Origin of the sequence: Arenimonas malthae CC-JY-1 (genome assembly GCF_000747075.1) — a bacterium.
GTDB classification, from domain to species: domain Bacteria; phylum Pseudomonadota; class Gammaproteobacteria; order Xanthomonadales; family Xanthomonadaceae; genus Arenimonas; species Arenimonas malthae.
On sequence record NZ_AVCH01000193.1, the window covers coordinates 1 to 14,634 of the forward strand.

The 14,634-nt window shown below is 69.4% G+C and carries 11 protein-coding genes; 2 read left to right on the forward strand and 9 right to left on the reverse strand.

Annotated elements, in window-relative coordinates; all coding sequences use genetic code 11:
- The 5 genes from N790_RS12615 to rluD form a co-directional block, all read right to left on the reverse strand.
- Nucleotides 1–573 (reverse strand): deoxyribodipyrimidine photo-lyase (locus tag N790_RS12615; RefSeq protein WP_043804766.1); only part of this gene is annotated, 573 nt, incomplete at its 3' end.
- Between the two features lie 48 nt (nt 574–621).
- Nucleotides 622–3,204, reverse strand: a complete 2,583-nt coding sequence (gene clpB, locus N790_RS12620; RefSeq protein ID WP_043804694.1) for an ATP-dependent chaperone ClpB — start codon at nt 3,202–3,204, stop codon at nt 622–624.
- A 109-nt stretch (nt 3,205–3,313) separates the two neighbouring features.
- Nucleotides 3,314–4,264: a tetratricopeptide repeat protein gene (locus N790_RS12625; RefSeq protein ID WP_169742187.1), complete on the reverse strand. Its 951-nt coding sequence runs from the start codon at nt 4,262–4,264 to the stop codon at nt 3,314–3,316.
- Nucleotides 4,265–4,331: 67 nt separating this feature from the next.
- Nucleotides 4,332–5,087 carry a peptidoglycan editing factor PgeF gene (pgeF, locus tag N790_RS12630; protein WP_043804699.1) on the reverse strand — a complete coding sequence of 252 codons (756 nt, stop codon included), beginning with the start codon at nt 5,085–5,087 and terminating at the stop codon, nt 4,332–4,334.
- Between the two features lie 3 nt (nt 5,088–5,090).
- On the reverse strand, nt 5,091–6,086 hold the full coding sequence (gene rluD / locus N790_RS12635; protein WP_052385932.1) for a 23S rRNA pseudouridine(1911/1915/1917) synthase RluD: 996 nt from the start codon (nt 6,084–6,086) through the stop codon (nt 5,091–5,093).
- A gap of 114 nt (nt 6,087–6,200) precedes the next feature.
- Between rluD and N790_RS12640 the strand changes: the two genes are divergently transcribed.
- Nucleotides 6,201–7,040, forward strand: coding sequence for an outer membrane protein assembly factor BamD (locus N790_RS12640; protein WP_052385933.1), 840 nt, complete (start codon nt 6,201–6,203; stop codon nt 7,038–7,040).
- Between the two features lie 28 nt (nt 7,041–7,068).
- Here N790_RS12640 and N790_RS12645 read toward each other — a convergent pair whose 3' ends face one another.
- From N790_RS12645 to sucC, 4 genes are all read right to left on the reverse strand, one after another.
- Entirely contained in the window at nt 7,069–8,712 is a 1,644-nt protein-coding gene (locus tag N790_RS12645) for an NAD+ synthase (RefSeq protein ID WP_043804702.1), read from the reverse strand.
- Nucleotides 8,699–10,717 (reverse strand): acyltransferase family protein, encoded by a 2,019-nt coding sequence (locus tag N790_RS12650; protein ID WP_043804704.1) that lies wholly within the window; start codon nt 10,715–10,717, stop codon nt 8,699–8,701. The genes N790_RS12645 and N790_RS12650 overlap by 14 nt, the downstream gene beginning before the upstream one ends.
- Before the next feature lie 73 nt (nt 10,718–10,790).
- The gene (gene sucD / locus N790_RS12655) at nt 10,791–11,666 is read right to left on the reverse strand and encodes a succinate--CoA ligase subunit alpha (RefSeq protein ID WP_043804706.1); all 876 of its coding nucleotides are present in this window, start codon (nt 11,664–11,666) and stop codon (nt 10,791–10,793) included.
- A gap of 19 nt (nt 11,667–11,685) precedes the next feature.
- The gene (gene sucC / locus N790_RS12660; RefSeq protein WP_043804709.1) at nt 11,686–12,849 is read right to left on the reverse strand and encodes an ADP-forming succinate--CoA ligase subunit beta; all 1,164 of its coding nucleotides are present in this window, start codon (nt 12,847–12,849) and stop codon (nt 11,686–11,688) included.
- Nucleotides 12,850–12,967: 118 nt separating this feature from the next.
- Here sucC and N790_RS12665 point away from each other — a divergent pair, with 118 nt between their 5' ends.
- Nucleotides 12,968–14,602, forward strand: coding sequence for a sensor histidine kinase (locus N790_RS12665; RefSeq protein WP_052385934.1), 1,635 nt, complete (start codon nt 12,968–12,970; stop codon nt 14,600–14,602).
- Nucleotides 14,603–14,634: the final 32 nt, after the last annotated feature.

Consider the following 14,634-nt stretch of genomic DNA (forward strand, 5'->3'; position numbering starts at 1 on the left):
GCGGCCACCGCGCTGGCGGCCCGGGCAGGGGTCGGGCGCCAGGCCCAGGTCGTCGGCGGTGGGGATGGCCCCGGGCTCGATGCCGGCCAGCGGCACCAGCCCGGGTTCGGGCAGGGGCGCCGGCGCCAAACGCGCTTCCCACTGCGAGGCCCAGCGGTTGCGGCTGCGCAAGCGGCGCACCACGCCTCCGCTCGGGGTCTCGTGCCAGGGTATGCCATGGCCGCGGGCCCAGGCGGCCACCCGGCGGTCGCGGGCGTAGGTCCAGCCGTTGCCGGTTTCCTCGTGCGACCACAGGGCGGCGATGCCGTGGCGCCTGCGCAGGTCTTCGAGCACGCCGACCGCGTCGCCCATTCGCACGACCAGGGGCTGGCCCAGGCGCGCCAGGTCCTCGCGCAATTCCCGCAGGCCATCGGCGACCGCCTCCCACTGCCGGCCGCTGGTGTCGGGCAAGGCCCAGTACGAGGGCTCGGCCACGTACAGGGGCAGCACCGGCCCGCGCGCCGCGGCTTCCGCCAGCGGCGCGTGGTCGAAGGTCCTCAGGTCACGCTTGAACCAGACGAGGTGCAACGGCATCGCATGATGCTGCCGCCCGCCGCGTGAAACAGGTGGAAAGAAAGGGGGTCAGAGCTTGGTGAAGGTCAAGGTGCCGCCTTCGGCGCCGATCCGCACGGTGTCGCCCTGGCCGAACTCGCCGGCCAGGATCTTCTGCGCCAGCGGGTTCTCCAGCTGCTGCTGGATCGCTCGCTTGAGCGGACGGGCGCCGTAGACCGGGTCGAAGCCGACGTTGCCCAGCAGCGCCAGCGCCTCGTCGCTGATCTCGAGCCGGATCTGCCGCTCGGCCAGCCGCTTCGAAAGGTAGGCGGTCTGGATGCGGGCGATGGCCTGGATCTGGTCGCGGCCCAGCGGGTGGAACACCACGATCTCGTCGAGGCGGTTGATGAACTCCGGGCGGAAATGCGACTGCACCACGCCCATCACCGCCGCCTTCATCTGCACGTAGGCCGCGTCGCCCTCGCCGCTGAGCTCCTGGATGTGCTGGCTGCCCAGGTTCGAGGTCATCACGATCACGGTGTTGCGGAAGTCCACCGTGCGGCCCTGGCCGTCGGTGAGGCGGCCGTCGTCGAGCACCTGCAGCAGCACGTTGAACACGTCCGGGTGCGCCTTCTCGACCTCGTCGAGCAGCAGCACGCTGTAGGGCCGGCGCCGCACCGCCTCGGTGAGGTAGCCACCCTCTTCATAACCCACGTAACCCGGGGGCGCGCCGATCAGGCGGGCCACGGAGTGCTTCTCCATGAACTCGCTCATGTCGATGCGCACCATGGCGTCCTCGGTGTCGAACAGGAAGCCGGCCAGCGCCTTGCACAGCTCGGTCTTGCCCACGCCCGTGGGGCCCAGGAACAGGAACGAGCCATTGGGCCGGTTCGGATCCGACAGGCCGGCGCGCGAACGGCGGATGGCATCGGACACCGCCTTCACCGCCTCGTGCTGGCCCACCACGCGGCCGTGCAGCGCATCCTCCATCTTCAGCAGCTTCTCGCGCTCGCCCTCGAGCATCTTGCTCACCGGGATGCCGGTCCAGCGCGACACCACTTCCGCGATCTCTTCGGCCGTCACCTTGTCCTGCAGCAGCTGGAAGCCCTGGGTTTCGACTTCCTGCGCCGCGGCGAGCTGCTTTTCCAGCTCGGGGATGCGGCCGTACTGGATCTCGCTGGCCTTGGCGAAGTCCTGGCGGCGGTGCGCCGCCTCGAGCTCCAGGCGCGCCTGCTCCAGCTGCTCCTTCACCCTGGTGGCGCCGGTCAGCGTGGCCTTCTCGGCCTTCCAGATTTCCTCGAGGTCGTTGAACTCGCGTTCGAGCGTGGCGATCTCCTCCTCCAGGTCGGCCAGGCGCTGCTGCGATTCCTTGTCCTTCTCCTTCTTCAGGGCCTCGCGCTGGATCTTGAGCTGGATCAGGCGGCGCTCCTTGCGGTCCATCTCCTCCGGCTTGGAATCGATCTCCATGCGGATGCGCGAGGCGGCCTCGTCCATCAGGTCGATGGCCTTGTCGGGCAGCTGGCGGTCGGCGATGTAGCGATGCGACAGCGTCGCCGCCGCCACGATCGCCGGGTCGGTGATTTCCACGCCGTGGTGCACGGCGTAGCGCTCCTTCAGGCCGCGCAGGATGGCGATGGTGTCCTCCACCGAGGGCTCGCCCACGAACACCTTCTGGAAGCGGCGCTCGAGCGCGGCGTCCTTCTCCACGTACTTGCGGTACTCGTCGAGCGTGGTGGCGCCGATGCAGTGCAGTTCGCCGCGCGCCAGCGCCGGCTTGAGCATGTTGCCCGCGTCCATGGCGCCCTCGGCCTTGCCGGCACCGACCATGGTGTGCAGCTCGTCGATGAACAGGATGACCTGCCCTTCCTGCTTGGACAGGTCGTTGAGCACGCCCTTGAGCCGTTCCTCGAACTCGCCGCGGAACTTCGCACCGGCGATCAGCGCGCCCATGTCGAGCGAGAGCACGCGCTTGCCGCGCAGGCCCTCGGGCACTTCGCCGTTGACGATGCGCTGGGCCAGGCCTTCGACGATGGCGGTCTTGCCCACGCCGGGCTCGCCGATCAGCACCGGGTTGTTCTTGGTGCGCCGCTGCAGCACCTGCACGGTGCGGCGGATTTCCTCGTCGCGGCCGATGACCGGGTCGAGCTTGCCGCTTTCCGCGCGGGCGGTGAGGTCGATGGTGTATTTCTCCAGCGCCTGGCGGTTTTCCTCGGCATTGGCGTCGGCCACCTTCTCGCCGCCGCGCAGGGCGTCGATGGCCTTTTCCAGCGCTTCCTTCTTCGCGCCGGCGGCCTTGAGGGCGGTGCCGGCCTCGCCCTTGTCGTCCAGGCAGGCCAGCACGAACAGTTCGCTGGCGATGAAGGCGTCGCCGCGCTGCTGCGCCAGCTTGTCGCTCAGGTTCAGCAGCCGCGCCAGGTCGTTGCCGACCGAGAGGTTGCCCTCCTGGCCGGACACCTTCGGCAGCTTGTCGAGCGCCTCGGCCAGCCGCTGGCGCAGGGCCGCGACGTTCACGCCGGCCTGCGCCAGCGTGGGCCGGGTGCTGCCGCCCTGCTGGTCGAGCAGGGCCAGCAGCACGTGCGCCGGTTCGATCAGGTTGTGGTCGCGGCCGACGGCCAGCGACTGCGCGTCGCTCAGGGCCTGCTGGAAGCGCGAGGTCAGTTTGTCCATCCGCATCGGGGGTTCCCCTTGAAAGGCAGGGGGCGGCGCCTTGCCGCCCGCATGCCCTCGAAATGGCGGCCCCAGGCGGCCATTTCAAGCGCGGGGACGCGCCGGCGGATGGACCTCAGAGCTTGGCGAGCTCGGCCTTGGGCTCCGCGAACTTCGGGTCGGCCTTCAGCGCCTGCTGGAAAGCCGCCCGTGCGCCCGCCTTGTCGCCGGCATGCACCAGCACCTGGCCCAGCCGGTACCAGGCGTGTTTCGGCTCGGGGTCGCCCACCGCGGCCGGCAGCGACAGGTAGCGGCGCAGGGCGTCGGCGCCGATCTCGAGGCGCTGGCCCGAGAGCGCCGCGGCGCGGCCGATCTGGTACCAGGCGCCGGCGGCCTTGGGGTCTTCGCGGGTCCAGGCTTCGAAGATCGCGAACGACCGCTCCCAGTCGCCCGATTGCTGGTGGGCCAGGCCGGCGGCCATGCGGAATTCGGCCTGTTCCGGGCGCGCGGCGTGCGCGGCCAGGTAGGCCTGCCTGGCCTGCGCTTCCTTGCCCTCCTTGGCCAGCACGCGGGCGCGGGCGTAGTGGCCGTACGGCGGATCGCGGCGCTTGAGTTCGTCGGCCTGCCTGCGGGCCTCGTCCACGCTGCCGCCGACGATGCCGGGGGCCTGCAGGTAGAACTCCACCAGGCCAATGCGGGCGGCGTGCAGGTTGGGGTCGATGTCGAGCGCGCGCTGGAACGAGGCGCGGATCTTCGGCGCCATCGAGGCCTGCGACAGCATGCCCACCTGGCCGATGCGGGCGCCGAAGGCATTGCCCAGCCAGTAGTGCGCCGGGGCGTAGTCGGGCGCCATCTCCACGGTTTCCTCGGCGAACTCAAGCGCGTCCTTGGCCTTGCGCTGCTGCAGCAGCACCCGCGTCTGCAGCACGCGGACGGCGGGGTCGCGCGGCTTGGCCGCCAGCAGCGGCGCAACCGCGCCCGCGGCGCGCGGGTCGCGGGCCTTGAGCAGGGCCTCGGCTTCGGCCACCGTGGCGGCGGAAGCGGGCGTTGCCGCGAGGAACAGCAGGGCCAGCAAGGCTCGACGCATCGGGTGACTCCGGTGGGGGGACCGACGCACGTTCGCACAAGCGAGGCGCGGCATCACCTGCCGGATGTCAGTTGTTCAGCGTCCAGACGAGCGTGGCGAGCCGGCCGCTGCGGCCGTCGCGGCGGTGCGAGAAGAAGGACGCCGGCTCGCTGATGGTGCAGCGGTTGCCGCCGTGCACTTCCGCCACGCCAACCGCTGCGAGGCGGCGTCGGGCCAGGGCATACAGGTCGACGCGCCAGTGGCCCGGACGCGTGGCCACGAAGGCCGTGCCGGCGTCCGGGTCGGTGGCCACGAAGGCGTCGCGCACCTCGGCGCCGATTTCATAGGCCTGCGGCCCCGCCGCCGGGCCGAGCCAGGCCAGCAGCCGTCCGGGTGGCGTGTGCATCGCCGCCACCGTGGCTTCCAGTACGCCGGCCGCCAGGCCACGCCAGCCGGCATGCGCCACGCCCACTTCGCTGCCATCGCGGGCGGCGAACACCACCGGCAGGCAGTCGGCGGTCAGCACGGCCAGCACCACGCCCGGCTCGCCGGTGACGCTGGCGTCGGCCTGCGGTTCCTCCGGCGGCGCGGCACCGGCGAGCGCACGGTGCACGGCGGTGCCATGCACCTGGTCGAGCCAGCGCGGCGGCGACGGCAGCGCCAGCCACTCCGCCAGGCGGCGGCGGTTTTCGCGGGCCGCGTCCGGGTCGTCGCCGCAGCGCAGGCCCAGGTTGAAGCGGTCGAAAGGTGGCGCCGACACGCCCTCGCCGCCGCGCAGCGTGGTGAGCGCACGCACGCCCGGCGGGGCGGGCCAGTCGGCGTCGAACCAGGCCGGCGCCGGCATCGCTCAGCCCTTGAAGGCCGCGGTGTCTTCGCGCAGGTCGTGCAGCAGGCCCAGCATGTCCTCGGGCATCGGCGCCTCGGTGGTGACGGGCTCGCCGGTGGCCGGGTGGCGGAAGGTCAGCTTCTCGGCGTGCAGGGCCTGGCGCCTGAAGCCCTGCAGGCGCGCCGCCAGCGCCTCGGTGGCGGCCTTGGGCTGGCGGTAGGAGCCGCCGTACAGCGGGTCGCCGACGATGGGATGGCGCACGTACGCCATGTGCACGCGGATCTGGTGGGTGCGGCCGGTTTCCAGGCGGCACTCCACCAGGGTGTGGGCGCGGAACTTCTCGCGCACGCGGTAATGGGTGACGGCATCGCGGCCGCCTTCCTTCACCACGGCCATGCGCACCCGGTCGGTGGGGTGGCGGCCGATGGGTTCGTTCACCGTGCTGCCGGCCACCATGGTGCCCTGCACCACGGCCAGGTACTGGCGGTGCACTTCGCGGCCAGAAAGCTGCTCGACCAGCGAGGTGTGGGCGCGCAGCGTACGGGCGACCACCATCAGGCCCGAGGTGTCCTTGTCGAGGCGGTGCACGATGCCGGCGCGGGCCAGTTCGGCCAGGCGCGCGTCGAAGTTCAGCAGGGCATTGACCAGGGTGCCACGCGGGTTGCCGGCGCCGGGGTGCACCACCAGGCCAGCCGGCTTGTTGACCACCAGCACGTCCTCGTCCTCGTACAGGATGTCGAGCGGGATGTCCTCGGGCTGGGCATCGGTTTCGACTTCCATGCGCACCGACAGGGTGATGGGTTCGCCGCCGCGCACCGCTTCCTTGGGCTTGACCAGGCGGCCATCGAGCAGGGCGTCGCCGGACTTGATCCACTCGCTCAGGCGCGAGCGCGAGAAGTCGGGGAAGAGCTCGGCCAGCACCTGGTCGAAGCGGCGGCCGGCGGAGGCCAGGGGCACGCTGGCCTCGAGCAGTTCGCGCTCGGAATCGTCGGTGTCGGGGGTGGGAATCGGGGGCATGGGCGGGGTTCCTGGGGCCTGGGAAGGGGCCGGCCCCGGTTCATGGAGGCGACAGCGGGCTTTCCGGTATTATCCCCGAACTTGCTGCCCGCAGCGTCCTGACCTGCCCTCCTGATGACCCGACCGACCGGCCTGCTCCGACTTTTCGCCCTCCTGGTGCTCGTCGCCAGCCTTGCCGGCTGCAAGACCATGGGCCGCCTGTTCGACAAGGACGCCGAGAAGCCGACCGAAACCCTGCCGGTCGAAGCCATGTACGCCGAAGGCAAGTCGGCGCTGCAGGCGGGCAACTTCAACCGGTCGGCCCTTTACTACCAGCGCCTGGTCGCGCGCTTCCCGTACGGCGCCTACAGCGAGCAGGCGCAGCTGGAGCTGGCCTACGTGCAGTACCGCCAGGCCAAGACCGAGGAAGCCACCTCCTCGATCAACCGCTTCATCCGCACCTACCCGACCCACCGCCACATCGACTACGCCTATTACCTCAAGGCGCTGGTCAACTTCGACCACAACAAGGCCACGCTGCTGCGCATCGCCCGCCAGGACATGTCCTCGCGCGACCTGGGCGCCACCACGCAGTCGCTCAACGACTTCGCCGAGGTCGTGCGCCGCTACCCGAACAGCCGCTACGCCCCGGACGCCCGCCAGCGCATGATCTACCTGCGCAACCAGCTGGCCCGCCACGAAATCAACGTCGGCCTTTATTACCTGCAGCGCGACGCCTTCGTGGCCGCCGCCAACCGCGGCAAGTACATCCTCCAGACCTACCCGCAGAGCGAGTACGAGGGCGACGCGCTGGCGCTGATGGCGGCGTCCTACACCGCGCTGGGCCAGGACGACCTGGCCGCCGACGCCCGCAAGGTGCTCGAGCAGAACTACGCCGACCACCCGTACCTGGAAGGCGACTGGCCGCGCGGCCGAGGCTTCTTCGGCAAGCTCAACCCGTTCTCGGGCAAGTAAGCCCGCCGCTTCCCGCGGGAGCGGCGCGTCAGTCGCGCCAGCCGGACGTGATCGGGTAGCGGCGCTCGCGGCCGAAGGCGCGCCGCGACAGCTTGGGGCCCGGGGCGGCTTGGCGCCGCTTCCATTCGTTCACCCGCACCAGGCGCAGCACGCGCTCCACGGTGGCGGCGTCGAAACCGTCGCCGACGATCTCGGCCGGGGAACGCTCCTGGTCGACGTAACGCAGCAGGATGCCGTCGAGCACGTCGTAGGGCGGCAATGAATCCTGGTCGGTCTGGTTCTCGCGCAACTCGGCCGAAGGCGGGCGGGTGATCACCAGTTCGGGAATGGCCGGTGACTGCGCGTTGCGCCAGCGGCACAGCGACACGACCTCGGTCTTGTACAGGTCCTTGATGGGCGCGAATCCGCCGCACATGTCGCCGTAGATGGTGGCGTAGCCCACCGCGTATTCGCTCTTGTTGCCGGTGGTGAGCAGCAGGCCGCCGAACTTGTTCGAGAGCGCCATCATCAGCGCGCCGCGGCTGCGCGACTGCAGGTTCTCCTCGGCGATGCCGGGCGCGAGGCCGTCGAACAGCGGCGCCAGCGCCTGCAGGAAGCCTTCGAACGGCGTTTCGATGGCCACCGTTTCCAGCCGCACGCCGAGCAGGTGCGCCTGCTCGTTGGCCAGGTCGTTGCTCAGGTCGCTGGTGTAGCGCGAGGGCAGGCGCACGGCGTTGACGTTGCGGGCGCCGAGCGCGTCCACCGCCAGCGCCAGCACCAGGCCCGAATCGATGCCGCCGGACAGGCCCAGCCAGACGCGGTCGAAGCCATTCTTGCCGCAATAGTCGCGGATGCCGCGCACGATGGCGCGGTAGGCCAGCGAGGCGTGGCTTTCGTCCTCCTCCTCCGGCCAGTGCAGGCGGCTGAAGCGGCGCGTGCCGGCATCGAAGTCGGCCACCAGCCAGTGGTCCTCGAAGGCGCGTGCCGCGGGGTGCACGCCGCCGTCGCCGTCGGCCAGCACCGAGGCGCCGTCGAACACCAGCTCGTCCTGGCCGCCCACGGCGTTGAGGTAGGCCACGGCCACGCCGGCTTCCTGCACGCGCTGGGCCAGCAGCATGTCGCGCTGCGCGGTCTTGTCGCGCTCGAAGGGCGAAGCGTTGGGCACCAGCACCAGTTCGGCGCCAAGCGCGGCGGTCTGGGCCAGCGGCTCGGGGAACCAGAGGTCTTCGCAGATGACCAGGCCGACCTGGACGCCCTTCACCTCGAAGGCGAAGGCGCCGCCGTCCGGGTCCACGTCGAAATAGCGGCGTTCGTCGAACACCGCGTAATTGGGCAGTTCGCGCTTGCGGTAGGTGGCCTCGATCCGTCCGTCGCGCAGCACGCTGGCGGCGTTGTACACGATGGCGCCCGCCGCCTGCGGCCAGCCCACCACGGCGGTGATGCCGGTGCAGGCCTTCGCCACCTCGGCCAGCGCCGCCTCGCAAGCGGCCAGGAACGCCGGGCGAAGCAGCAGGTCTTCCGGCGGATAGCCGGAAATCGCCAGCTCGGGGAACAGCACCAGGTCGGCGCCGTGCCGGTCGCGCGCCTCGGCGATGAGCCCGGCGATGCGGCGCGCGTTCGCCTGCACGGCTCCCACGGGGAAGTCGAACTGGGCGAGGGCGAGGCGGAGGGTGGTCGCGTTACTCGTCTGCATCGATCGGCATCTCTCGCGGGTTGACCGGATCCATAATCGAGGGCGCCCCAAGAGTGTATCGCGCCGGGTCTGCCAGGAAGCGGTCGGCGAAAGCCGCGGCAGCCGTGGCAGACACATGGTCGTCGTCCCAGAAGAGTCCGTATCCATCCCGGGTGACCGGGCAGGACACTCCATCGCAGAAGAAATCCATGGCATCGACCACCGTCACGTTCGAGTGCCTGGCGGCGACCGACAGCAGCAGGCGCCTGGCGGCTGCAGTGGAATCCAGCACCTCCTGGCGCGTATACGCGCATTCCTTCTCACGCCGGCTCTCGATGCACTCGGGAGCGCCGCGCCGAAGCTCGGAAACCGGAGCGATCAGTAGCACCTCCTGCTTGCCCGCCAACTTCGAAACCACCGTGTCCAGGGCGGCTTCGAACTGCTCCGGCGACATTGCCTTGTCACGCGGTCGTGGGGACACGCCCCCGGGCGCGAGGTAGCTCGTCCAGCGGGCGGCGATGATGATCCGCTGTGGCGCCGCGGTGGCAAGGAATTCGAGAACCCGGCCATTGAACCGCCTGCAATCGCGGGCGTGGGTCGGTATGTCGGCGCGGTATCCGGAATAGCGTTCCACCGGGGGGCAGGAGTCCATGCTCACCGAAATGAACTGGGCCCCGGCGTCTTCCGCCAGCCGCCTGGCGAACGGGCGCCACGCCAAGGCGTGCGAATCACCCCATACCGCGAACTCCGGTGAAGAACCGCTGCCCTGCACGCAACCGCCGGGATCCAGGGATTCGACTTCCGACTTCAGGTAGACGTGGCAGCGCCGCTGGTCCTGCGGTCGATCCATGCGCGTGCGTTCCGCCAGCGTCGGCTCCCTGTGGGCAGGCTGCAGGCGGCGGTCGAGCCCGCCAAGCAGGGCGATCATCCCCAGGATGGCCAGTGCACCGAGAAGCAGGGCCCTGCGTGCCGGCAACCGCCGCGACTGGCGGACGGGGGTCTCCACGAATCGGTAGCTGACCCATGCCAGGCCAAGCGCCAGCAAGGCAACCAACAACCTCGTTTCCAGCTGGGCGGGGGCGAAATTGAGCTTGCGCTCAAGCACCAGCAAGGGCCAATGCCAGAGATACCACGAGTACGAAAGCAGGCCCAACGCCACAAACGGTCGCCAGCGCAGCCAGGCGGCCGCGCCATGCGTCGCATCCGCGGCGGGATGGACGTGGACGCTGTAAAGCACGAGCACGCTGCCCACCACTGCCGGGAGCGCCCCCAGGCCAGGAAATGGAAGCCAAACACCCGTCGTTGCCGCGGCAAGGCCAATCAACGCCAAACCCGCGGCAGCGGAAACGCTGCCATCGCCCCGAAGCCTGCCGTTGGCAGGGGACAGCGCCACCAGCGCGCCTGCGCCCAGCTCCCAGAGCCTCGCAGGCATCAGGAAGAAAGCGGATTCCGGGTCGGTGCGCAGCCAAACCTCGGCAAGCACCAGCGATGCCAGGCAAGACAGGAACAGAGCCGCCCCCGCCAGGCGCCTTCCCCCTGAAAGCAGCAGCCACAGCAGTAGAGGGAAGAGTAGGTAGAACTGCTCTTCGACGCCCAGCGACCACAGGTGCAGGAGCGGAAGCTCGTCCGCCGCAGGCTCGAAGTAGCCGCCGGTGGTTCCCTTGAAGTGGATGTTCGGGAAAAAGGCGAGCGAGGCCACGGCAGATCGCACGAGGTCCTGGATGCCTGCGCCGGAAACCATGGCCAACAAGGCGTATATGGCCACCACCGCGGCCACGACAAGAACCAGAGCAGGCATCAGCCGCTTCACTCGCCTGGCGTAGAACGCGGCCAGGTCGATGCGACCTGTTGCCCCCAGCTCAGTGGCGAGCAGAGAGGTGATCAGATAACCGGAGATCACGAAGAAAACATCGACGCCGACGAATCCGCCGGGGAGGATCGTCGCGTCGACGTGGTAAAGGACGACAGAAAGCACGGCGATGGCGCGCAGGCCATCGATTTCGGGGCGATAGGGGATACCCGCCACCCGGTTACCGTCCAAACTTCCGGAGAGCGGCAGTGAAACAGGGGGCGTCCGACCGGAACGCCCCCTTCACGGCTCAGCCCTTCAGCTTCGCCGCGATGGCCTTGCCCAGGTCGCCCGGGCTCTTCACCGTGGTGACGCCGGCCTTCTCGAGGGCCTCGAACTTGCCGGCCGCGGTGCCCTTGCCGCCGGAGGCGATGGCGCCGGCGTGGCCCATGCGCTTGCCGGCCGGGGCCGAGGCGCCGGCGATGAAGCCGACCACCGGCTTGGTCACGTACTCGGCGATGAACTCGGCCGCTTCTTCCTCGGCGCTGCCGCCGATCTCGCCGACCATGATGATGCCCTCGGTCTGCGGGTCGTCTTGGAACAGCTTCAGGGCGTCGATGAAGTTGGTGCCGTTGATCGGGTCGCCGCCGATGCCGATGCAGGTCGACTGGCCGAGGCCGGCGTCGGTGGTCTGCTTCACGGCTTCATAGGTCAGCGTGCCCGAGCGCGACACGATGCCGATCTTGCCCGGCATGTGGATGTGGCCCGGCATGATGCCGATCTTGCACTCGCCCGGGGTGATGACGCCGGGGCAGTTCGGGCCGATCAGCACGACGTCGTCGTAGCCACGCAGGGTGTTTTTCACGCGCAGCATGTCCAGCACCGGGATGCCCTCGGTGATGCACACGATCACGCGGATGCCGGCGTCGGCCGCCTCGAGGATGGCGTCGGCCGCGAACGGCGGCGGCACGTAGATGACGGACGCGTCGGCGCCGGTTTCATCGACGGCCTCGCGCACGGTGTTGAACACCGGCAGGCCGATGTGGGTGGTGCCGCCCTTGCCCGGGGTGACGCCGCCGACGACCTTGGTGCCGTACTCGACCATCTGCTCGGCGTGGAAGGTGCCCTGCTGGCCGGTGAAGCCCTGGACGATGACCTTGGTGTTCTTGTTGATCAAAACGCTCATGGAGGATGTCCTTGTGGGCTCAGGCGGCGACGGCGGCGACGGACTTCTTGGCGCCGTCGTTGATGTCGTCGGCCGGGATGATGGCAAGGCCGGAGTTGCGCAGCAGCTCCTTGCCCTTCTCCACGTTGGTGCCTTCGAGGCGCACGATGACGGGGATCTTGACGCCCACTTCCTTCACCGCGGCGATGATGCCTTCCGCGATCATGTCGCAGCGCACGATGCCGCCGAAGATGTTGACGAAGATGGCCTTGACCTTGTCCGAGGACAGGATGAGCTTGAAGGCCTCGGTGACGCGCTCCTTGTTGGCGCCGCCGCCCACGTCGAGGAAGTTCGCCGGCTCGCCGCCGTTGAGCTTGATCACGTCCATGGTGGCCATGGCCAGGCCGGCGCCATTCACCATGCAGCCGATGTTGCCGTCCATGGTGACGTAGTTGAGGTCATGCTTGGAGGCCAGGACCTCGGTCTCGTCTTCCTGGCGGATGTCGCGCATGGCGGCCAGTTCCGGGTGGCGGAAGGTGGCGTTGTCGTCGGAGTTGATCTTGCCGTCGAGCACGGCCAGGTCGCCGTTGGTGAGGATGGCCAGCGGGTTGAGTTCGACCAGCGCCAGGTCCTTTTCGTTGAACAGCTTGTACAGGCCCAGCATGATCTTGCTCAGCTGGTTGACCTGCTTGGCGTTCAGGCCCAGGGCGAAGCCCATTTCGCGGCACTGGTAGGGCTGCAGGCCCTGCACGAAGTTGACGTTGAGCGACTTGATCGCGTCCGGGTTCTCGGCGGCGACCTGCTCGATCTCCATGCCGCCCTCGGCCGAGGCGATGAAGGTGATGGAGCGGGTGGCGCGGTCGACCAGCACCGAGAGGTAGAGCTCCTTGGCGATGTCAGTGGCCTGGGTCACCAGCACCGAATCCACCGGCAGTTCGACGCCGGCGGTCTGGTAGGTGGCCATCTTGGTGCCGAGCATGCCCTCGGCGTACTTGCGCACGTCCTCGAGGGTCTTGGCCAGCTTGACGCCGCCGGCCTTGCCGCGGCCGCCGGCGTGGATCTGCGCCTTGACCACCCAGAAGTCGCCGCCGATGGCCTTGGCCGCTTCCACGGCCTCATCGGGGGAGCGGGCGACGCGGCCCGCCGGGACGGCGATGCCGTAGTCGGCGAACAGCTGCTTGGCTTGGTATTCGTGGAAGTTCATGCCGATACCTTGTATGGGGATGGGGTCGCGAACGGGGGCGGTATTGTCGCCGACAGCGCCCGCCCAACGCAAAAAGCCCCCTGCCTTGACAAGCCGGCCGCAGGGCATACTGGGGGCCATGGCGTCCACCCCCCGAAAACCGGCCAACCCCAGCCCCCAGCGGCGGGAGCTGTACTTCTTCACGCTCTACCGCGTGCTGGAGGCGTGCCTGCTGGCCCTGGTGGCCTTCAGCCCGGCCGGCGAGTTCCTGCTGCAGATCCGCGAACCGGCGATGCTGCAGACCATCGTGGTGCTGTACATGGTGGCCGCGATCTCGCTGCTCATCGCCGGCTACCGCAGCGAGCTCAGCGCCGCCCGCCAGGCCGGCATCGGCCTGGCCATCGACATCCTGGTGGCCGCCCTGGTGCTGGCCACCACCAGCGGCAGCCAGGGCGGCGTGGCCCTGCTGCTGCTGTTCAACGTGGGCGCGGGCGCGCTCATCCTGCCGCAGAAGGCCGGCCTCGGCTTCGCGGGCGCGGCCTGCGCGGTGGTGCTGGCCGACAGCCTGTACCTGCGCGCCATTGCTTCGGAAAGCGCCCGCCCGCTGGCCGAATCGGTGATGTTCTCGGTGACCTACCTGGCCACGGCGGTGCTGTGCGAACTACTCAGCCGCCAGGTGCTCGAATCCCAGGCCCTGGCCGAGCAGCGCGGCGAGGAGCTGGCCAACCAGGCCGAGATCAACGAGCTGGTGATCCGGCGCATGCGCACCGGCATCCTGGTGGTGGACGGCGAGCACCTGGTGAAGGTGTGCAACGAGGCGGCCTGGGGCCTGCTGGGCAAACCCTCGCCAGACCGCCGGCAGCTGGCCGACATCGCCATGCCCCTGCATCGCGCCCTGCTCACCTGGCGCCAGGGCCGGGGCGAGACGCCCAAGGCCATGACCTTGGGCGACGGCACCCCCGAGGTGCTGCCCCGCTTCGTCTCCCTGAGCCTCACCGACAACCTGTTCCTGATCTTCCTCGACGACAGCCGGGTGTTCTCGGACCGGGCCGAGGAGCTGACCCTGGCCACCCTGGGCCGGCTCTCGGCCTCCATCGCCCACGAGATCCGCAACCCGCTGGCGGCCATCATGTATTCGGTGCAGCTTCTGGAAGAGGCCACGGAGCTGCCCGAGGCCGACAAGCGCCTGCTGGAGATCATCCACACCCAGTGCCACCGCATGAACGGCATCGTCCAGGACATCCTGGGCCTGGCCCGGCGCGAGCGCAGCCAGCCCGAGTCGATCGACATCAGCCAGTTCGCCCGCAGGTTCGTGGACGAGTACCGGGCCAGCCACCCGCTGGAAACCGACATCCTGCAGTCGGTGAGCGAGCGCAGCGTGCTGGCCATGGCCGACCCGCGGCACCTGCACCAGGTGCTGACCATCCTGGTCCAGAACGCCCTGACCTACGGTCGCATGCCGGGCGAACCGGCCAAGGTTACGGTGTCGGTGCGCACCGCCCCGCCGGGCGCCCCGCCGGAGCTGAACGTGATCGACCGCGGCCCGGGCATCCCGCCGGCCGTGGCCAGCCAGATCTTCACTCCTTTCTATACGACCAGCGAACATGGCACCGGCCTGGGCCTCTACATCGCCCAGCAGCTGTGCGAAGCCAACCAGTGCACCCTGAGCTACCAGCCGGTGCCGGGCGGCGGCAGCTGCTTCCGCATCATCCTGCCGCCGGGCATGACCCTGATGAAGGACGAGGCCAGCCCGGGCCGGCTCAATCTGGCCTGAGACGGCCGTGTTCAGCTAATGTGTAGGGGTCC